Here is a 19,236-nt window from a genome sequence, read left to right as displayed (position 1 = left end):
GCATCACTGGGTGCCCTGCGATTCCTCCAGGTACGCCAGGGCGCCCACCGGCTCCTCGGCGAAGAAGACGAGGTCGGTCAGGGGGACGGGCAGGAAGCCCTCGTCCTCCATGCGGCGGAACTGCTGCTTGAGGCCGTCGTAGAACCCCTCGGAGTTCAGCAGGACCACCGGCTTGGTGTGCTTGCCGTGCTTCTTCAGTTCCAGGATCTCGGTGGCCTCGTCGAGCGTGCCGGTGCCGCCGACCATGATCACGACGGCGTCGGCCTTCTCCAGGAGCAGCGCCTTGCGCTCGGCGAGGTCGCGGGCGATCACCATTTCGTCGGGCGCGGTGACCTGCCTGGCCCTGTCCGCCAGGAAGTCGACGGAGACGCCGACGAGCCGGCCGCCCGCCTCCTCGACGCCGTCCGCCACGACCTTCATCAGGCCGCTCTCGGAGCCGCCCCACACCAGGGTGTGGCCGCCCTTGCCGAGCAGCTCGGCGAACTCGCGGGCGGGGCGGGTGTAGCGGTCGTCGAGGTCGGCGGCGGAGAGGAAGACGCAGATGTTCATGCGCCCACGGTACGTTCCGCCTCCGACACCGGCGCCTGCCGCCTGATGCGGATCTTGGACTGGCCGTGCGGCCTGTCCTCCCAGTCGTCCATGAAGACCGCGGACAGGCCGTGCTTCTCGGCGAGTCGGAGGAGGGTCTCGGAGCGGTAGTAGAAGTCCTCGCGCAGGACGTGGTGTTCCTTGCCCTCGGTCCTGTCGAAGGTGAAGTCGAAGAAGCCCTCGGGGGTCAGGACGCGGCCGACGTGCGCGAAGCACTCCTCGATGACGTGCAGCGGCGAGTGCGAGAACACGCTGTGCGCGTGCACCACGTCGAAGTGCGCGTCGGGCAGGAAGTCGAAGGTGAGGTCGTCGGCGATGGTCAGGTAGGGCAGCTTCTCGCGCAGGCCGTGGCGTACGAGGGTGTGCTTGGCGGCGATGAGGATGTCGGGCGAGATGTCGATGCCGTAGTAGTGCCCGGTGTCGAGGTGGTCGATGAACAGGCGTCCCGCGCGCAGGTTCCCGCAGCCGATCTCCAGCATCCTGTGGTGCGGCTGGAGGCCGTGGCCGACCAGGTAGTCGAACTGCATCCTGCCGATCCAGGTCCAGCGGTCCACGGAGGGCCCGCCGCCGACCGCGGCCTCGGCGCTGCGGGCCGCGTCGGACGCCATCACGGCCCGGTAGTAGGCGACGTGGTCGCGGTGCCTCAGGCGCAGCACGGCATCGCGCAGGGCGCGGCGTGCGTACGCGGGGACGCGGCCGGGGTGCCGCAGGGCGTAACGGACCTTGTGGAGAAGGGCCTTGCGGTTTCTGGCCATGCTCTTGTCGGCGCTTTTGGGCATGCCCTCGTCGGGGCTTGTGGTCGTGCCCTTGTCGGGGCTTGTGGTCGTGCCCTTGTCGGGGCTTTTGGGCATGCTCTCGTCCGGGCCGTCGGCTGCCATGGAGCACTCCATCACGGTGGGTCACTGGCGATTACGGAGCGTGATTGTGCCATGGCTGCCGCGGGAAGAAGACGGCCCTTCACGACGCTGAAGAGAGCGGTCGCAGGGACCAGTTGTCGCCGATCCAGAAGGGCACGGCCATGGCCGAAGGACACCGGATCACCGTCGAGCAGGGCACGGACCACGTACGCGTGGTGCGTGACGGGCAGGTCGTGGCGGACAGTCGCCGCCCCCTGGTGCTGCGCGAGACGGGATATCCCCCGCGCTATTACCTCCCTCCGGAGGACGTGCGCACCGATCTGCTGACGCCGTCGCGGACCCGCACGTACTGCCCGTTCAAGGGGACGGCCTCCTACTGGTCGCTGCCGGACGCCGCCGACCTGGTCTGGGCGTACCCGGAACCGAAGCCGGACGTGGCCGCGATCAAGGACCACTTCTGCTTCTACGACGCGGACATCTCTACGACGCGGACGTGAACGTCCTGCGGTAGGCGACCGGCGAGACGCCGAGGACGGAACGCATGTGCTGGCGCAGGGAGTTGCCGGTGCCGAACCCCGCGCGGTGGGCCACCACGTCCACCGGCAGGTCGCTGGACTCCAGGAGCTGCCGGGCCAGTTCGATGCGCTGAGCCGTCAGCCAGCGCCCGGGAGGCATGCCCACCTCCTCCTGGAAGCGCCGCGTGAAGGTGCGCAGGCTCATGCGCGCGTGGGCGGCGAGATCGCCCAGGGACAGCGGCTCCTGGAGCCGTTCGAGGGCCCACGCGCGCGTGGCGGCCGTCGTGGCGAGGGTGGGCTCGGGGACGGGCCGCTCGATGAACTGCGCCTGGCCGCCGTCACGCCAGGGCGGCACCACACAGAAGCGGGCGACGCGGTGGGCGACGGCGGTGCCGTGGTCGCGGCGCAGCAGATGCAGGCAGAGGTCGATGCCCGCGCCGACACCGGCCGCCGTCAGGATGTCGCCGTCGTCCACGAAGAGGACGTCCTCGTCGACCGCGACCCGGGGGAAGGTCCGCCGGAAGTGGGCGGCCTCCTTCCAGTGCGTGGTCGCGGGGCGCCCGTCGAGCAGCCCCGCGGCGGCCAGGACGTACGAACCGGTGCACAGGGACACCCAGCGCGTGCCCGGCCTCACCCGGCCGAGGGCGGCGGCGAGATCGTCGGGCAGGACGCCGTCCAGCGTGCCGCCGCAGAGGCGGTTCGTCGGCGGGATCACCACCGTGTCCGCCTCCGCGAGCGCCTCGGGGCCGTGCTCCACGGCCACCTCGAACCCGGCGTCGGTCCGCACCGGGCGCCCGTCCACCGTGCAGACGACGACGTCGTAGAGCGGGCGCCCCTCGGCGTCCTCCGCTGCGCCGAAGATCCGCGGCGGGATGCCCATCTCGAAGGCGTACGCGCCGTCCAGCGCGAGGACCGCCACACGGTGCCGCCCGCCGCCGGAAGTCATGACCGAATCCATGGCCGAGTCCATGGCCGAATCCTGTCACATCATGGCCAAACTGCCAGCACCGTGATCGTCCATGCCGACGCACTCTGGGTCCTCAAGCCGTTCCGAAAGAGGAAGACCATGAAGATGCGCGCCGTCAGCCCCCGTACCTGGGGTGCCCCCGAAGTCCTCGTCCCCGTGGAGGTGGACCGCCCCGAGCCCGGCCTCACCGAGATCCTGGTCCGGGTGCACGCGGCGGGCGTCAACCCCGTCGACTGGAAGACCCGCGCCGAGGGCGCCTTCGGCACCTGGGGGGACACACCGATCCTCGGCTACGACGTCTCGGGCGTCGTCGAGGAGGTGGGCCCCGGAGTGACCCTCTACCGGCCCGGCGACGAGGTGTTCGGCATGCCCCGCTTCCCCGAGCAGGCGGGCGGCTACGCCGAGTACGTCGCCGCGCCCGCCCGACGCTTCGCACCCAAGCCGACAGGCATCGACCACGTCGAGGCCGCCGCGCTGCCGCTGGCGGCGCTCACCGCCTGGCAGGGGCTGATCGAGACGGCGGGGCTGCGCGCCGGGCAGCGGGTGCTGATCCACGCGGCGGCCGGCGGCGTGGGACACCTCGCCGTACAGATCGCCAAGGCGCACGGGGCGTACGTCATCGGAACCGCCCGCGAGGAGAAGCACGACTTCCTGCGCGGCCTGGGCGCGGACGAAGTCGTCGACTACGCGCGCGTGGACTTCACCGAGGCGGTGCGCGACGTGGACGTCGTCCTGGACGGGGTGGGCGGCGCGTACGGCTCGCGGTCCCTGGAGGTGCTGCGCCCCGGCGGCCACCTGGTCACGCTGCCCGACCCGGGCGGCCTGCCGGACCCGGCGCGCGCCGCGGAGCTGGGCATCCACGCCGGCTGGACGGTCGTCGAGCCGGACCGCCTCGGCCTCCTGGAGATCGCGCGCCTGGTCGACGAGGGCAAGCTGCGGGCCGAGATCGACACGGTGCTGCCCCTGGAGCAGGCCGCCGAGGCGCACGCGCAGGGCGAACGGGGCCGCACGCAGGGCAAGATCGTGCTCCGGGTCGGCTAGCGCCCCGAAGGCGCGGGGCCGTGCCCCGCAGATGTGGCACCGGCCCCCCGGCGGAGCGCTCAGGCCACCGCCGTCGCCCGCTCCGTCGTCGCGATCGTCGCCGAGCCGACCACGCGTGTGCCGTCGTAGAGCACGATGGCCTGGCCGGGGGCGACGCCGCGCACGGGCTCGGTGAACGAGACGTTCAGGGTGCCGTCGACGAGCTCGGCGGTCACCTCCGTCTCGCCGCCGTGGGCCCGCAGCTGCGCGGTGTACGTGCCGGGCCCGGTGGGGGCCGCTCCGCACCAGCGGGGCTTGATGGCCGTGAGGCCCGTCACGTCCAGGGCGGCGGCCGGGCCGACCGTCACGGTGTTGTTCACCGGGGAGATGTCCAGGACGTACCTCGGCTTGCCGTCGGGGGCCGGGGTGCCGATCCGCAGGCCCTTGCGCTGGCCGATGGTGTAGCCGTACGCCCCTTCGTGCGTGCCGAGCTTGTTGCCCTCGGCGTCCACGATGTCGCCCTCCGCCTTGCCGAGGCGGGAGGCGAGGAAGCCCTGGGTGTCGCCGTCGGCGATGAAGCAGATGTCGTGGCTGTCGGGCTTCTTGGCGACGGCGAGCCCGCGGCGCCCGGCCTCGGCGCGGATCTCCTCCTTGGTGGTGACCGTGTCGCCCAGGGGGAACATCGCGTGGGCGAGCTGCTTCTCGTCCAGGACACCGAGGACGTAGCTCTGGTCCTTGGCCATGTCCGAGGCGCGGTGCAGCTCGCGGGAGCCGTCCTCGTGGACGATCACCTGGGCGTAGTGCCCTGTGACGACCGCGTCGAAGCCGAGGGCGAGGGCCTTGTCGAGGAGCGCGGCGAACTTGATCTTCTCGTTGCAGCGCAGGCAGGGGTTCGGGGTGCGCCCCGCCTCGTACTCGGCGATGAAGTCCTCGACCACGTCCTCGCGGAACCGCTCGGCGAGGTCCCACACGTAGAACGGGATGCCGATGACGTCCGCGGCGCGGCGGGCGTCGCGCGAGTCCTCGATGGTGCAACAGCCGCGCGCGCCCGTGCGGAACGACTGCGGGTTCGCCGAGAGCGCGAGATGCACTCCCGTCACGTCGTGCCCGGCCTCGGCGGCACGGGCGGCGGCGACGGCGGAGTCCACGCCGCCGGACATGGCGGCGAGGACGCGGAGGGGGCGCTGGGCACGCTGCGGGGTCTCGGTCAAAGTCATAGCCCTAACAGGGTACGGGGCCGCGGGAACCGGACGCCCGTGAGTAAGCGTTGACGATCGCATGGGGGAAACCACCGAATCCGAGGGCACGGCCGACAGGGCCGCCGAGCCGAAGCGTCGGCGCGGCATCGACCGGCGGACGCTGCTGATCGGCGGCGCCGCGGCGGCCGTCGGCACCGCCGTGCTCGCCAGGGACGAGCTCGGGCGGCTTTGGTGGCGGCTTCCCGGTGTGGTGAAGAAGCGCAAGGAGGGCGAGGTCGACACCCCGGGCGCCCAGTGGATCGCCGCGTCCGACTACAACTGGCGGCGCGCGGACCGCCCCGACGACTACGCCATCGACCGCGTCGTCATCCACGTCGTCCAGGGCGGCTATCAGACCGCGCTGCGCGTCTTCAAGGACCCCGGCCACGGCGCCGCCGCGCACTACGTGGTCCGCAAGGACGGACACATCGCCCAGATGATCCGCGAGCTGGACGTGGCGTTCCACGCGGGCAACAGGAGCTACAACGAACGCAGCATCGGCATCGAGCACGAGGGCTTCGTCGACCAGAAGTCGTCGTTCACCGACGCGATGTACGCGGCGTCGGCGCGGCTCACCGCCGGCATCTGCAGGCGGTACGACATCCCCGTGGACCGCGAGCACATCGTCGGGCACGTGGAGGTACCGGGCACGGACCACACGGACCCGGGGCCGCACTGGGACTGGGACCGGTATCTGCGCCTGGTGCGGGCGGCACGGGAGCGGCCCGAGCCGACCGCGAAGCCCGGACAGAAGGCCTAGCGGAGGCGCCGGGCAGAAGGCCTGGCGGAGGCGAAGGGCAGAAGGCCTGGCGGAGGCGAAGGGCAGAAGGCCTGGCGGAGGCGCCGGACAGAAGGCCTGGCGGAGGCGAAGGCCCGGCGGAACCGGAGAAGAAGGCCTAGCTCAGCCCCGCCGACCGCGCCCGCTCCACCGCCGGGCCGATCGCCGCGGCCACCGCGTCGACGTCCGCCTTCGTCGACGTGTGGCCGAGCGAGAAGCGCAGCGTGCCGCGGGCCAGGTCGGGATCAGTTCCGGTGGCGAGCAGGACGTGGCTCGGCTGGGCGACGCCCGCGGTGCAGGCCGATCCCGTGGAGCACTCGATGCCCTGGGCGTCGAGCAGCAGCAGGAGGGAGTCGCCCTCGCAGCCGGGGAAGGTGAAGTGCGCGTTGGCGGGCAGCCGGCCCTCCGGGGACGGGTCGCCGCCGAGGATCGCCTCGGGGACCGCCGAGCGCACGGCGGCCACCAGGTCGTCGCGGAGCGCGCCGATCTCGGCGGCGAACTGCTCGCGGTGCGCGGCGGCGTACTCCCCCGCGACGGCGAAGGCCGCGATGGCGGGCACGTCGAGCGTCCCGGAGCGCACGTGCCGCTCCTGACCGCCGCCGTGCAGCACGGGCACGGGGCTGTACTCGCGGCCGAGCAGCAGCGCGCCGATGCCGTAGGGGCCGCCGATCTTGTGGCCGGAGACGGTCATCGCGGCGAGGCCCGAGGCGCCGAAGTCGACGGGGATCTGGCCGTAGGCCTGCACGGCGTCGGCGTGCAGCGGGACGCCGAACTCCTGGGCGACGTCGGCCAGTTCACGGACCGGCATGATCGTGCCGATTTCGTTGTTGGCCCACATGACGGTGGCCAGGGCGACGTCGTCGGGGTTGCGCTCGATCGCCTCGCGCAGCGCGTCGGGGCGCACGCGGCCGTAGCTGTCGACGGGCAGGTATTCGACGGTGGCGCCCTCGTGTTCGCCGAGCCAGTGCACGGCGTCGAGGACGGCGTGGTGCTCGACGGGACTGGCGAGGACGCGAGTACGGGCCGGTTCGGCGTCGCGGCGGGCCCAATACAGGCCCTTCACGGCGAGGTTGTCGGCCTCGGTGCCGCCGGAGGTGAAGACCACCTCGCTGGGGCGTGCGCCGAGCGACTCGGCGAGCGTCTCGCGGGCCTCCTCGACGGTGCGTCGCGCTCGGCGCCCCGCCGCGTGCAGCGAGGAGGCGTTGCCGGTGACGGCGATCTTGGCGGTCATCGCCGCAATCGCCTCCGGGAGCATCGGAGTGGTCGCTGCGTGGTCGAGGTAGGCCATGGTGCGCACGATTCTACGAGCCGTGCGGCGGCCCACGCCCCGGTGGTATCAGCCTGCGAGACCCCAGGACGTGGTATCAGCCCGCGAGGCCCCAGGAGACGGTGCCGTCCATCGAGACGAGGACGGCGAGTACGACGAGGTCGGCCACGCCGAGCCCGAGCCCGAGGAGCGCACGGCCCCTTCGGCCGGTGCCGCGCCGCAGGGCGAGACCCGCGAGGACGATCGCGACGGGCCCGAGGAAGAGATTGAGGACGAGCAGTCCGAGCAGCCCGAGGACGAAGGAGGCGACGGCCATGCCGTCGGCGTCCCGCCGGACCGCGGGCGTGGTTGCGGTGAGTTCCATGGTGCGACTCCTGGCAGGTGGAGGTGCAGGTGGAGGCGGCGTACGGAGCCGGGTCCGGTCAGCGGTGCCGGGCCCGGCGCTCGCGGACGGCGAAGACGACGAGCCAGGCGCCGATCGCGGCCGCGGCGACGAGGGTGACGGACAGCGGGGCGTGGGCCACGGAGCCCATGGCGACGCCGAGCAGGAGGAGGGCGGCGACGAGGAAGAGCATGAGATCCCTCTCGGTTGCGGTGATCTCTCGGTTGCGGCGGTCTCTCAATTCAGTGAACGACTGTGGTAACAACTGTTCACTGACCGCAGAGTCTACTCCCCTTCCGGCTTCCCAATCCCGGAGAACAGTTGTTAACTGCATGGCATGAGTCACACCCTCGGCGTCCGGCAGGCCCAGAAGCAGAAGACCCGGCAGGCCCTCCTCGACGCGGCGCTCCAGCTGCTTGAGGAGCAGAGCCTCAGCAGCCTGGGCCTGCGCGAGGTCACCCGCGCCGTGGGCGTCGCCCCCACCGCCTTCTACCGACACTTTCGCTGCACGTCCGACCTGGGCGTCGCCCTGGTCGAGGAGGCGCTCGGCAGCCTGCACACCACACTCGCCGCACTGCTCTCGACGGTCGGCGACGGCGAGGAGCGCATCGCGGCCGCCGTCGACCTGATCGCCGCCTATGTGCGGGAGCACCCCGCGCACGTCCGCTTCATCGCCCGCGAGCAGCACGGCGGCGTCAAGGCGGTGCGCGCCGCGATCGGCGGCCAACTCGCCCTGTTCGCCCAAGAGGTGAAGGGACAGTTCGCCCGCGAGCCGGAGGCGGCGGGCTGGGCCGAGGACGATCTGCTGATGCTCGCGCGGATGTACGTCGACCACATGGTGATGACCGCGTCGGCGCTCCTGGCGGCCGGACCCGAGGAGGCCGAGCGGGTGGCGGACACCGCGCGCAGGCAGCTGCGCCTGATCAGCGTCGGCCGCCATCACTGGCTGGACGGGGGCTGACACCCGTCACCCCGGCCACCCTCCTCGACTCTGCCGTAAGGGGCAACTACCCTCTACAGTCATGACCGATGCCCGTGGCACCTGGCCCCTCGACCACTCCTTCCCCAGCTCGTCGGGGACCGTCCGATGGGCCGCCCTCGGCCCCGCCGACGCCCCGCCCGTCGTCCTGGTCCACGGCACGCCCTTCTCGTCGTACGTCTGGCGCGGCGCCGCCCGCGCCCTGGCCCGCGAACACCGCGTGTACGTATGGGACCTGGCCGGATACGGCGCCTCGGAGATGCGGCAGGGGCAGGACGTCTCGCTCGCCGCGCAGGGCCGTGTGCTCACCGAGCTGCTCGACCACTGGGGCCTGGTGGACCCCGCCGTCGTCGCCCATGACTTCGGCGGCTGCGTCGCCCTGCGCGCGCACCTGCTGCACGGCGCCCGCTACGGCCGCCTCGCCCTCGTCGACCCGGTGGCCCTCGCCCCCTGGGGCTCCCCCGCCTACCGGCTGCTCGGCGCGCACGCCGAGGTCTTCGGGCAGCTGCCGCCGGCCCTGCACGAGGCGCTCGTACGCGAGTACGTGAGCTCCGCGAGCCACCGCGGACTGCACCCCGCGGTGCTCGACCGGCTCGTGGCGCCCTGGTGCACCGAGGAGGGCAGGCCCGCCTTCTACCGGCAGATCGAGCAGAACGACCAGCGCTTCACCGACGAGATCCAGGGCAGGTACGGCGAGTTGGAGCTGCCCGTGCTGATCTGCTGGGGCACCGACGACACCTGGATCCCGGTGGCGCGCGGCCACGAACTGCACAAGGCGATCCCCGGCTCCGAGCTGCGTCTGATCGAGGGCGCGGGACACCTCGTCCAGGAGGACGCGCCCGCCGAACTCACCGGCGAGCTCAGCCGGTTCCTGCGGCGGGACCCGCTCCGTACAGCTCCGTGACCGACGCGGCGGCCCGCGCGAGCTCCGCGCGCACCTCGGGCGGCGAGAGCACCTCGACATCGGCGCCGAACGGCAGCAGCGTGCGGGTCTCGCCGACGACGCCGAACCCGAGGCGGACGGTGATCCGCTCGCTCTCCCCGTCGTCCTCGAAGGGGCCGGCAAGGTGCTGCCCCTGGAGCCGCAGGAACAGCTGGAAGCGGCGGCGCGCCACGCGTGCCGTCACTTCGATGCCGACCGGACGGTCTTCGACCTGACGCTTCAACACGCCCCAGACATCGGCCAGTTCGACTCCGGCTCGGCGCTTGACGGGGGTGTCCGTGACGGTCGCCGAGCGCACCCGGTCGGCGCGGAAGAGCTGGGGAGCGCCGCGCCGGTCCGCGACCAGGTACCAGACGCCCGCCTTCGACACGAGGCCGTAGGGGTCCACGGTGTAGGTGCTCGGCGCCGCGTCGCCGCCGTGCCGGTAGCTCAGGCGCAGCCGCCGGTCGGAGAAGACGGCGTCCTGCAGGGCGTCGAGGTCCACGGCGGCCGGAGCCGCCTCGCGCGCCCCCGGCATCCAGCGCGCCGAGTCGACGAGCACGCGGCGGCTCATCAACTCGGCGGCGGGGCGGTGCGGTTCGGGCAGCGCGGCCATGACCTTGCGCAGCGCGGAGCCGAGCGCGTCGTCCAGGCCGAGGGCGGCGTGCGCGCCCTGTGCGGCGAGGATGAACAGGGCCCGCGACTCGTCCGCGGTCAGCCCCGTCACGTCGGTGCGGAACCCGGCGAGCAGCTCGATGCCGCCGTGCCTGCCGCGCTCGGCGTAGACCGGGACACCGGAGGCGGACAGGGCCTCGACGTCCCGGTAGATCGTGCGGACGGACACCTCGAGCCGCTCGGCGAGCTCGTGCGCGGGGACGCGTCCACGGGTCTGGAGCAGCAGCAGGATCGAGAGCAGCCGGTCGGATTTCACCCGCCCAGGATCCCCCACCTCCCATCCGCCCAGGAGCCGCGCCCCGGCGCGCGCCCCGCGGCGGGACCGTCAGCCCAGGCGCGCCCGCGCCAACTGCCGCGACTGCGCCACCAGGCGGTCCTCGCTGTCCCAGACCTCCGCGTCCTCCTCCAGGAAGCCGCCCGCGAGGTTCCGCGTGGTGATCGCGACGCGCAGCGGGCCAGGGGCCGGGCGCCTGCGGACGTGGACCGTCAGCTCCACGGTCGGCACCCAGCCGGTGAGGCCCATCTCGAAGGCGGTCGGCGGCAGCGCGTCGACGGCGAGCAGCAGCGACAGCGGGTCCGCGTCGCGGCCGTCGGCCAGGCCGAACCAGGCCCGCATCTCGCCCTTGCCGGACGGCTGCCCGAGCGCCCAGCCCAGGGTCGCGGGGTCGAGCTTGAGGAAGAGGCGGTCGGCGATGGCCGAACTGCCGGGCACGGGGCGGTGGTCGGGGGCGTCCTGCGCGCCGAAGCACTGGTCGAGCGGTGGGATCGCGGGCGGCACCGCGGTGGTGCGGACGTCCTCGGGGAGCGCGTCGAGGTCTCCGTACGAGGCGAGCACGCGGATCCGCTCGACCTCGCGGCCCTCCTCGTCGTACTGGAAGAGCGAGGCCTGCCCGGTGGACAGGGAGCGGCCGCCGCGCACCACGTCGGTGCGGATCACGGCGGGTCCAGGGCTCGACGCGGTGAGGTAGTGCGCGGAGATCGTGAACGGGTCGCCGTGCGGCAGGGCGTCGGCCAGCGCGCGGCCGATGACGGCGAGGAGATAGCCGCCGTTGACGGCGCTGATGATCGTCCACCCCGCGGAGAGCTCGGTGTCGTAGACGCCGGGCTCACGCCGGACGACCGCGGTGTCGCGGTCGAACTCGCTGTCGCCGATGCGGGCGGGTATCGATGCGGGTATCGATGCTTGCGATGCTGCCGTTGCCATGCCAGCAACGTACAACAGGAAACTACTGAGCGGTAGCTTTTCCTGTCGCCCCGGTCCCCCTACGGCGTCTCCTCCGCCTCCGCCTCCACCGCGGTGGACCGCCGGTTCCAGGCCCGCGGCGCCCGCCAGTGGTAGCGCATCGCGAGCAGGCGCAGCACGAACGCCGTCACGATCGCGAGGCCGGTGGTGAACGCCGTCAGCTGCTCGTAGCGGATGCACAGGGCGACCATCGTGGCGCCCACGATGGCGGGCACCGCGTACAGGTCGCGGTCCCAGCGCACCAGCGAGGGCACTTCGTTGGCGACGATGTCGCGGAGCACACCGCCGCCCACCGCGGTGGCGAGGCCGAGGGCCACCGACTGCGTGAGGCCGAGGCCGTAGTCGTACGCCTTGGTCGTGCCCGTGACGCAGAACAGGCCGAGGCCCGCCGCGTCGAAGACGTTCACCGCGAGCTGGGTGCGCTCCACCTCCGGGTGCAGGAAGAAGACCAGCGCGGCCGCGAACAGCGGGGTGATGAAGTAGCCGAGGTCGGTGAAGGCCGCCGGCGGGACCGCCCCGATGACCAGATCGCGGAAGAGTCCGCCGCCCAGCGCGGTGACCTCGGCGAGGACGGCGATGCCGAAGACGTCGAAGTTCTTGCGCACGGCGAGCAGCGCGCCGGAGATCGCGAAGACGAAGATCCCCACGATGTCGAGCGCGTGCTGGACGGAGGGCGTGAACAGATCCTGGAGCACGCGCCATTCTTACCCGCGCGCGGCACGGGCCCTGCGTTGCCGCCACCCGGAGTTGAGACTTTCGCGCCGAGAAGGGCCACCAAGCAGGCCTCACCCCGGGAAAAGTCCCAATAAGCACTTCAATGAGAAAGTCGAAGGAAGGGAATGGCACAGACACCGAAGGAGTGCGGGACATGAAGTTCGTGCTTGAGGTCGACATGGGTGAGGCGGCCTTCGAGGGGAAGGCCGCCGAGGAGCTGGGGCGGATCCTGCGGTACTGGGGCGGGAACCTGGGGCACTACGCCCTGGAGCCCGGCGACGGCGAGGCGGTGTACGACTCGGCGTACCGCGAGGTCGGCGCCTGGCGGATCACCGCGCGGGAAGCGCCGGCTTCCCCTTCGTGAAGAGCCAGGTGTCGAAGAGTTCGTCGAGCTGTTCGCCGGAGACCTTCTCGGCGAGCCGCACGAAGTCGGCGGTGTTCGCGTTGCCGTACCGGTGCTGCTTCACCCAGGCCCTCAGGAGCTCGAAGAAGTCCTTGTCGCCGATGCGCTCCCGCAGCACCTGAAGGGTCATCGCGCCGCGCTGGTAGACGGCCGAGGCGAACATCGTGTCGCGCTGCGGGTCACCGACGGTGATCTGCCAGAAGGCGGAGTCGGCCGGGCGGGCGTCGTAGGCGGCGCGGAAGGCGTCGTGCGCCGTGGTGCGGCCCTTGTGCTCGCCCCACAGCCAGGGCCCGTACGTCGCGAAGCCCTCGTTGAGCCAGATGTCCTTCCAGGACGCGGGCGACACGGAGTCACCGAACCACTGATGGGAGATCTCGTGCACGATCGTGTTCTCCGAGCGCACGGCCGAGTAGACCGGCTTGGTCTGGGTCTCCAGGGAGAAACCGGCCTGCGGCATGTCGTCGACGATCGCGCCGGTCTCCTCGAAGGGGTACGGGCCGAAGACCTTCGACCAGTGGTCGGTGACCTCGGCCGTGATGCCGTACACGTCGACGTCGCTCGTCGGCAGCGTCGGATCCATGGCGACGTAGATGGGCGTCCCGCCCGGGGTCCTGCCGGTCCGCACGTCGAACTTCCCGATCGTGGCGGTCGCGAGGTAGGTCGCCATCGGCTTGGTCGAGCGCCAGTGCGCGACGGTCCGGCCGCCCTTGTCGTACGTCCCGACGAGGCGGCCGTTGGAGACCGAGGTCAGCCCCTTGGGTGCCGTGATGCGGATGTCGAAGGGGGCCTTGTCGGAGGGGTGGTCGCTGGACGGGAACCAGGTGGAGGCGGCGTTCGGCTCGCAGGCGACGAAGACGCCGTCGGGGGTCTTCATCCAGCCGTAGTCGGAGCCGAAGACGATGGGGCCGCTGAGCGGCTCGGGCACGCCGCCGTAGGTGACGGTCACCGTGAAGTTCTTGTTCTTGCGCAGGGCCTCGCGCGGCGTGATGCGGATCTCGTCGCCCGCGCGCGTGAACCGGGCCCGTCTGCCGTTCACTTCGATCCCGGTGACCGTCAGCTTCTGCAGGTCGAGGTCGAAGGACGACAGGTTCTGGGTGGCGCGCGCGGTGATCGTGGTGCGGCCGTCCAGGCGGTCGGTGTCCGGGTCGTAGGCGATGTCGAGACCGTAGTGGCGTACGTCGTAGCCGCCGTTGCCGAGCTGCGGGAAGTACGGGTCGCCGACGCCGTCGGAGCCGGGACGGGGTCCCGGGGCCGCGGCGATCAGACAGAAGGAGAGCGCCGCGGTCGCGAGCGCCCCCAGACGTGCCGAACGGGAGAGTGCCATGAGTCTTCCCCTCGAACGCGTTCCGGTGTGACGGACACGCAGACTCTGCACTCTCCCGCTAGGGCATGTACATGACCCCGGACGCGTACTTTGCCCGGGTCAACTTGCCTTATTCGTCAGTCGACTTCTGACCCTTGCCCTTCGTCACGTCCGACGCGGGCTCCGGCTTCGCGCCGGCCTCCACGGCCTCCGCCTCCGCCGCCGTCTCGTCCGCCTTCGTCGCCACCGACACCACCTCGATCGCCTCCTTGGCCACCGAGAGCAGCTTGGTGTCCTCGGGCGCCTGGTCCTCGGCGTTCTCCGGGTGGTGGCACGCCACCTGGTGCCCGGTGGCCAGCGCGACGAGCGGCGGCTCCTTCGTCTTGCAGATCTCCGTCGCCTTCCAGCAGCGCGTGTGGAAGCGGCAGCCGGAGGGCGGGTCGATCGGCGAGGGGACGTCGCCGCGGAGCAGGATGCGCTCGCTCTTGGTGCCGCGCCGCTTGGGGTCGGGCACGGGCACGGCGGACAGCAGCGCCTTGGTGTACGGGTGCATCGGCGTGGAGTAGAGGTCCTTGCGGTCCGCCAGCTCCACGATCTTGCCGAGGTACATCACCGCGATGCGGTCCGAGACGTGCCGGATGACCGACAGGTCGTGCGCGATGATCACGTACGTGAGACCGAGCTCGTCCTGCAGGTCGTCCAGGAGGTTGACCACCTGGGCCTGGATGGACACGTCGAGCGCGGAGACCGGCTCGTCCGCCACGACCAGCTTGGGCCGCAGGGCCAACGCCCGTGCGATGCCGATGCGTTGGCGCTGGCCGCCGGAGAACTCGTGCGGATAGCGGTTGTAGTGCTCGGGGTTGAGCCCGACGCGCTCCAGCATCTCCTGCACGGTCTTCTTCACGCCGCCCTCGGGCTTGACGCCCTGGAGCTTGAAGGGCGCGCCGACGATCGTGCCGATGGTGTGCCGGGGATTCAGCGACGAGTACGGGTCCTGGAAGATCATCTGGACATCGCGGCGGAGCGGACGCATCCCGCCGGTGTTCAGGTGCGTGATGTCCGTGCCCTCGAACTCCACGCGGCCGCCGGTCGGTTCGAGCAGTCGCGTGATGAGCCGGCCCATCGTCGACTTGCCGCAGCCGGACTCGCCGACCACACCGAGGGTCTCGCCGGGGCGCACGTCGAAGCTCAGTCCGTCGACCGCCTGGACCGCGGCGACCTGGCGCTGGAGCAGCCCCTTCTTGATGGGGAAGTGCTTCACCAGGCCGTCGACCTTGAGCAGCGGCTCGGGTGAGCTCTTCGTCTGCGCCGGGATCGTCATCTCGCGGCCCTTCACGTCATCGTTCACAGCTTCGGCGCAATCTCTTCGGTCCAGATCCGGGTGCGCTCCTCCTGCGACATGTGGCAGGCGGAGAAGTGACCGGAGGCCACCTCACGCAGTTCGGGGCGCTCGCGACGGGTGATCTGATCCTTGGGGATGTCCGCGTAGGGGCAGCGCGGGTTGAAGGCGCAGCCGCTCGGCAGGTTGATCAGGCTGGGCGGGGAGCCCTTGACCGGGATGAGCCGGTCGGTCTCCTCGCGGTCGATGCGCGGCATCGAGCCCAACAGGCCCCAGGTGTAGGGGTGCTGGGGCTCGTAGAAGACCTTCTCCGCGGTGCCGCGCTCGACGCACCGGCCGCCGTACATGACCAGGAGCTCGTCCGCCATCTCGGCGACCACGCCCAGGTCGTGCGTGATCATGATGACGGCGGAGCCGAACTCCTTCTGCAGATCCCGGATCAGGTCGAGGATCTGCGCCTGGACGGTCACGTCCAGGGCGGTGGTCGGCTCGTCCGCGATGAGCAGTTCGGGGTTGTTCACCAGGGCCATCGCGATCATCGCGCGCTGGCGCATGCCGCCGGAGAACTCGTGCGGGTAGGAGTCCACCCGCTTGTCCGGCTGCGGGATCCCGACCCGGTCGAGCATCTCGATCGCGCGCTTGCGCGCGGTCTTCTTGTCGACGTCGTTGTGGACCCGGTACGCCTCGACGATCTGCTTGCCGATGGAGTAGTACGGGTGCAGCGCGGAGAGCGGATCCTGGAAGATCATCGCCATCTCGCGGCCGCGCAGCTTGCGGACCTCGTCGGGGGCGCTGCTCAGCAGCTCCTTGCCGTCCAGCCAGATCTCGCCGGAGATCTGCGCCCGCCGGGAGCCGTACTGGCCCGCGGTGTGCAGGCCGAGGATGCCGAGCGAGGTCACCGACTTGCCGGATCCCGACTCGCCGACGATGCCGAGGGTCTTGCCCTTCTCCAGCGTGAAGTTGAGCCCGTCGACGGACTTGACCAGGCCGTCGTCGGTCGGGAAGTGCACCTTGAGGTCGCGCACCTCGAGGAAGGCGGAGGGAGCGGGCGAGTTCGCGGCGACGGGTTCGCCCACCGCGGCTCCGCTCTTGGACAGTTCGGTCATCCCAGCCTCACTCGCGGGTCGATGACGGCGTACAGAAGGTCGACGACGAGGTTGGCGATGGCGATCGCAAGCGCCGCGAACAAGGTGACACCAAGAATGACGGGCAGGTCCTTGCTGCTGATGGCCTTGACCGCCTCGAGGCCGAGCCCCGGCAGGTTGAACGTGGACTCGGTGAGCACCGCGCCGCCCATCAGGACGCCGAGGTCGAGTCCGAAGACGGTCAGGATCGGCGTCATCGCGGAGCGCAGCGCGTGCTTGCGGATGACGACGCCCTCACCGAGGCCCTTGGCGCGCGCGGTGCGGATGTAGTCCTCGCCGAGGACCTCCAGCATCGTGGCGCGGGTCAGCCGGGCGTACATGGCGGCGTTGAGGAACGCCAGGACGATCCACGGCAGGATCAGCGTCTCGAACCAGATGTTGATCGGATCCTCGGTACTGAGACTGTCGGCGATCTTCACCCAGCCGAGGCTGTGCACGAAGATGCCCATCGCGATCATGCCGGTGAAGAAGACGGGCAGCGAGACACCGGCGAGCGCGGTGGTCATGGCGGCGCGGTCCCAGATCGTGCCCCGGCGCAGGGCAGAGATCACGCCGGTGATGACACCGCCGGCGAGCCACAGCACACAGGCTCCGGCGGCGAGCGCGAAGGTGACGGGCAGGGCGTCCTTGAGGGTCTCCCAGACCGGCGCCTCGGTACGGAACGAGTAGCCGAAGCAGGGGGCCGGGCAGTGGGTGACGTCGGAGCCGTTGACGTAGTCACGGCCCATCGGGATGCCCTTGATGAAGTCCCAGAACTGGACGAGCAGCGGGTCGTTCAGTCCCAGCTTGACGCGGATGCCCTCGAGCTGCTCGGCACCCGATGCCTTGCCGGCGAAGAGGACGGCGATGTCCTGTCCCGCCCACTTGGGCAGCATGAAGAAGATGGTGAAGGTCGCGAGCAGTACGACCAGCACCATGATGATGACGGCGATCAGGCGCCGGATGAGATAAGCAAGCACTGTGCGCGGCCCGGCGGTGGCCGGGGCCCCCTTGTGAGGGGTCCCGGCCATCGCCCGGGGCCATCACCTGCCCTTCGGACTGGCGGGATTCGGCGGCGGTGGGACGGTCAACTACGGTTCAGGCGTTGGTCGGTCACTTGACGACGCCGAGCGAGACGTAGTCGTACCGGCCGTTGTAGGCGTCGGACATGTAGGCGTTGGTCAGCCGCGATCCGCGCCAGGTGATGTTCTTCTCGTAGAGGAAGGGCATCCAGTCGGCCTGGTCGAGGATCCGCTTGTCGAGCTCCTTGTAGATCTCGCCGGCCTTGGTCGCGTCGGTCTCGGCGATCGCCTTGTCGAAGAGCGCGTCGACCTTCTTGTCCTTGATCTGCGACTCGTTGTAGTTGCCGTTGTCGATCAGGAAACGGCTGTCGAACAGCGGCTGAGCGTAGCCCTGGCCGGACGGGAAGTCCGGGCCCCAGCCGCTCATCTGCATGCTGTAGCCGCGCTTCTTCACGACGGAGGGCGAACCGGTGATGCTGGCGGAGTCGGCGCCGTCCAGGGACTCGACGCTGACGTCGATGCCGACCTTCTCCAGCTGGGCCTGCAGCGCCTCGGCGGCGTCGACCTCACCCGGGTTGTTGTTGCGGGCGGTCAGCTTGGCCTTGAAGCCGTTCGGCTTGCCGCACTGCTTGAGCTCGTCCTTGGCCTTGGCGACGTCCGGCTTGCCCTTGCGCTTCAGCACGCCGTACGGGTCGTAGTCGCTGTGACCCGGGATCGCCTCCGGGAAGGTGGAGTTGGCGATGTCGCCGGCCGCGACCTTGCCGCCACGGGTGCGCTGGAGGCTCTCGAAGTCCGTGCCGTAGAAGACGGCCTTGCGGCAGTGGACGTTGTCGAAGGGCTCGGCCGTGTGGATCAGGGCGACGTAGCGCACGAAGGACGTGTGCATGTTGTCGACGTTGTCCTTGTGGTCCGAGACGGCGGTGACGCGACCGGACTGGGTCATGCCCGTGCCGTTGAGGTCGACGTCGTAGTCGCCCTCCATCAGCTTCTTGTCGTTCTCCTCCAGGTTGGCGGAGATCGTCACGTCGATCTTGTCGGGCAGCGCCGCGCGGATCGGGTCCGAGGCCTTCTTCCAGGCCGTGTTGCGGACCAGCACGATCTTCTTGCCGGACTTGTACGACTCGAACTTGTACGGGCCCGAGGAGAACGGCCGCGCGGTGTACTTCGCCTTGGTGTCCTTGGACTCCTTGACCGGCGAACCGGACGGCATCGCGAGGAACTGCTCGAAGTCACCGTTGCGCTTGGGCAGTTTGAAGATGATGGTCTGGTCGTCGGGCGTCTCGATGGCGTCCAGGCCGCCCTTGTCCTTGTACGGACCCTTGTACTTCTTGTCGGGGTCCAGCGCCTGGCGGATGTAGCCCGGACCACCGGTGATGGTGTCCGTCGCCCAGGAGCGCTCGATGCCGTACTTGACGTCCTTGGAGGTCAGCTTGGAGCCGTCCTCCCACGTGAGGCCGTCACGCAGCTTGTACGTGTAGGTCTTGCCGTCGTCCGAGATCTTCGCCGTGGAGGTGGCGAGGTCGGGGACCAGCTTGGTGCCGTCCTTGCCCGGGGCGGGGTTGTAGGAGATCAGCTGGCGCGTGTAGAAGCGCATGAAGTCCCACGACATGCCGTAGTAGGCACGCTGGGGGTCGGCCGAGTCGAGGTCCTGCTTGCCGACCATCTTCAGCGTCCCCCCCTTCTTCTTGGACGCGTTGGCGATCTTGTTGAGCGCCGCGTTGTAGCCGGCACCCTTCGAGTCGTCGCCATCACCGTCACCGCCGCCGCACGCCGTGGTGGTCACCAGCGCCGCGACGACGAGGGCCGCACCAGCGGTGAGCCGACGTTTCGAGGAAACTGTGGGCATTTTCTCGTAACCTCCGAGTTTCGCGGTCCCTGGCCTTGAGCTGCCGGAGAACCA

21 protein-coding genes are annotated in these 19,236 nt (G+C 70.6%); 6 read left to right on the top strand and 15 right to left on the bottom strand.

The genetic code is table 11. The annotated features are described in order from the left end of the window. Positions 1 to 3: 3 nt before the first annotated feature. Positions 4 to 549 carry a TIGR00730 family Rossman fold protein gene (locus tag AB0B50_RS12340; protein WP_362329089.1) on the bottom strand — a complete coding sequence of 182 codons (546 nt, stop codon included), beginning with the start codon at positions 547 to 549 and terminating at the stop codon, positions 4 to 6. Then, positions 546 to 1,367, bottom strand: coding sequence for a class I SAM-dependent methyltransferase (locus AB0B50_RS12335; protein ID WP_362329200.1), 822 nt, complete (start codon positions 1,365 to 1,367; stop codon positions 546 to 548). The genes AB0B50_RS12340 and AB0B50_RS12335 overlap by 4 nt, the downstream gene beginning before the upstream one ends. A 239-nt stretch (positions 1,368 to 1,606) precedes the next feature. Between AB0B50_RS12335 and AB0B50_RS12330 the strand changes: the two genes are divergently transcribed. Then, a complete protein-coding gene (locus tag AB0B50_RS12330; RefSeq protein WP_362329087.1) occupies positions 1,607 to 1,942 on the top strand; it encodes a DUF427 domain-containing protein in 336 nt (111 codons plus the stop codon). On the opposite strand, the gene AB0B50_RS12325 is transcribed toward AB0B50_RS12330, so the two are convergent. Next, positions 1,926 to 2,906, bottom strand: coding sequence for a helix-turn-helix domain-containing protein (locus tag AB0B50_RS12325; RefSeq protein ID WP_362329085.1), 981 nt, complete (start codon positions 2,904 to 2,906; stop codon positions 1,926 to 1,928). The two genes, AB0B50_RS12330 and AB0B50_RS12325, sit on opposite strands and share 17 nt — an antisense overlap. A 126-nt stretch (positions 2,907 to 3,032) precedes the next feature. Between AB0B50_RS12325 and AB0B50_RS12320 the strand changes: the two genes are divergently transcribed. After that, entirely contained in the window at positions 3,033 to 3,968 is a 936-nt protein-coding gene (locus AB0B50_RS12320; protein ID WP_362329198.1) for an NADP-dependent oxidoreductase, read from the top strand. 59 nt (positions 3,969 to 4,027) lie between these two features. On the opposite strand, the gene mnmA is transcribed toward AB0B50_RS12320, so the two are convergent. After that, entirely contained in the window at positions 4,028 to 5,158 is a 1,131-nt protein-coding gene (gene mnmA / locus AB0B50_RS12315) for a tRNA 2-thiouridine(34) synthase MnmA (protein ID WP_362329196.1), read from the bottom strand. A gap of 67 nt (positions 5,159 to 5,225) precedes the next feature. Here mnmA and AB0B50_RS12310 point away from each other — a divergent pair, with 67 nt between their 5' ends. Next, positions 5,226 to 5,945 (top strand): N-acetylmuramoyl-L-alanine amidase, encoded by a 720-nt coding sequence (locus tag AB0B50_RS12310; protein ID WP_362329083.1) that lies wholly within the window; start codon positions 5,226 to 5,228, stop codon positions 5,943 to 5,945. Positions 5,946 to 6,081: 136 nt separating this feature from the next. On the opposite strand, the gene AB0B50_RS12305 is transcribed toward AB0B50_RS12310, so the two are convergent. From AB0B50_RS12305 to AB0B50_RS12295, 3 genes are all read right to left on the bottom strand, one after another. Beyond that, complete coding sequence (locus tag AB0B50_RS12305) at positions 6,082 to 7,251, bottom strand: cysteine desulfurase family protein (protein ID WP_362329081.1); 1,170 nt, start codon at positions 7,249 to 7,251, stop codon at positions 6,082 to 6,084. A gap of 76 nt (positions 7,252 to 7,327) precedes the next feature. Beyond that, positions 7,328 to 7,594, bottom strand: coding sequence for a DUF4190 domain-containing protein (locus AB0B50_RS12300; RefSeq protein WP_362329079.1), 267 nt, complete (start codon positions 7,592 to 7,594; stop codon positions 7,328 to 7,330). Positions 7,595 to 7,652: 58 nt separating this feature from the next. Beyond that, positions 7,653 to 7,805, bottom strand: a complete 153-nt coding sequence (locus AB0B50_RS12295; protein ID WP_362329077.1) for a hypothetical protein — start codon at positions 7,803 to 7,805, stop codon at positions 7,653 to 7,655. Between the two features lie 144 nt (positions 7,806 to 7,949). Here AB0B50_RS12295 and AB0B50_RS12290 point away from each other — a divergent pair, with 144 nt between their 5' ends. Together AB0B50_RS12290 and AB0B50_RS12285 are read left to right on the top strand one after the other, a co-directional pair. Next, entirely contained in the window at positions 7,950 to 8,573 is a 624-nt protein-coding gene (locus tag AB0B50_RS12290) for a TetR family transcriptional regulator (protein ID WP_362329075.1), read from the top strand. A gap of 61 nt (positions 8,574 to 8,634) precedes the next feature. Continuing rightward, positions 8,635 to 9,495 (top strand): alpha/beta hydrolase, encoded by an 861-nt coding sequence (locus AB0B50_RS12285; protein ID WP_362329073.1) that lies wholly within the window; start codon positions 8,635 to 8,637, stop codon positions 9,493 to 9,495. Here AB0B50_RS12285 and AB0B50_RS12280 read toward each other — a convergent pair. The 3 genes from AB0B50_RS12280 to AB0B50_RS12270 form a co-directional block, all read right to left on the bottom strand. Next, positions 9,452 to 10,444 (bottom strand): YafY family protein, encoded by a 993-nt coding sequence (locus tag AB0B50_RS12280; RefSeq protein ID WP_362329071.1) that lies wholly within the window; start codon positions 10,442 to 10,444, stop codon positions 9,452 to 9,454. The genes AB0B50_RS12285 and AB0B50_RS12280 overlap by 44 nt on opposite strands. A 69-nt stretch (positions 10,445 to 10,513) precedes the next feature. Next, entirely contained in the window at positions 10,514 to 11,392 is an 879-nt protein-coding gene (locus tag AB0B50_RS12275) for a thioesterase family protein (RefSeq protein WP_362329069.1), read from the bottom strand. A 59-nt stretch (positions 11,393 to 11,451) separates the two neighbouring features. Continuing rightward, entirely contained in the window at positions 11,452 to 12,126 is a 675-nt protein-coding gene (locus tag AB0B50_RS12270; protein WP_362329067.1) for a trimeric intracellular cation channel family protein, read from the bottom strand. A 173-nt stretch (positions 12,127 to 12,299) separates the two neighbouring features. On the opposite strand from AB0B50_RS12270, the gene AB0B50_RS12265 reads away from it, so the two are divergent. Then, positions 12,300 to 12,509: a hypothetical protein gene (locus AB0B50_RS12265; protein ID WP_362329065.1), complete on the top strand. Its 210-nt coding sequence runs from the start codon at positions 12,300 to 12,302 to the stop codon at positions 12,507 to 12,509. On the opposite strand, the gene AB0B50_RS12260 is transcribed toward AB0B50_RS12265, so the two are convergent. The 5 genes from AB0B50_RS12260 to AB0B50_RS12240 all read right to left on the bottom strand — a co-directional run bounded on the left by AB0B50_RS12260 (position 12,475) and on the right by AB0B50_RS12240 (position 19,182). Continuing rightward, on the bottom strand, positions 12,475 to 13,872 hold the full coding sequence (locus AB0B50_RS12260; RefSeq protein WP_362329063.1) for a M1 family metallopeptidase: 1,398 nt from the start codon (positions 13,870 to 13,872) through the stop codon (positions 12,475 to 12,477). The genes AB0B50_RS12265 and AB0B50_RS12260 overlap by 35 nt on opposite strands. 109 nt (positions 13,873 to 13,981) lie before the next feature. Beyond that, a complete protein-coding gene (locus AB0B50_RS12255) occupies positions 13,982 to 15,172 on the bottom strand; it encodes a dipeptide ABC transporter ATP-binding protein (protein WP_362329194.1) in 1,191 nt (396 codons plus the stop codon). Between the two features lie 23 nt (positions 15,173 to 15,195). After that, a complete protein-coding gene (locus AB0B50_RS12250) occupies positions 15,196 to 16,296 on the bottom strand; it encodes an ABC transporter ATP-binding protein (protein WP_362329061.1) in 1,101 nt (366 codons plus the stop codon). Then, the gene (locus AB0B50_RS12245) at positions 16,293 to 17,294 is read right to left on the bottom strand and encodes an ABC transporter permease (RefSeq protein ID WP_362329192.1); all 1,002 of its coding nucleotides are present in this window, start codon (positions 17,292 to 17,294) and stop codon (positions 16,293 to 16,295) included. The genes AB0B50_RS12250 and AB0B50_RS12245 overlap by 4 nt, the downstream gene beginning before the upstream one ends. Before the next feature lie 133 nt (positions 17,295 to 17,427). Continuing rightward, on the bottom strand, positions 17,428 to 19,182 hold the full coding sequence (locus AB0B50_RS12240) for an ABC transporter substrate-binding protein (protein ID WP_362329059.1): 1,755 nt from the start codon (positions 19,180 to 19,182) through the stop codon (positions 17,428 to 17,430). Positions 19,183 to 19,236: the final 54 nt, after the last annotated feature.

The organism is Streptomyces sp. NPDC041068 (assembly GCF_040647455.1).
In the GTDB taxonomy this organism is placed as follows: Bacteria; Actinomycetota; Actinomycetes; order Streptomycetales; family Streptomycetaceae; genus Streptomyces.
Note: the sequence above shows the minus strand (reverse complement) of the source record. Positions and strands in the feature narration are given on the sequence as shown.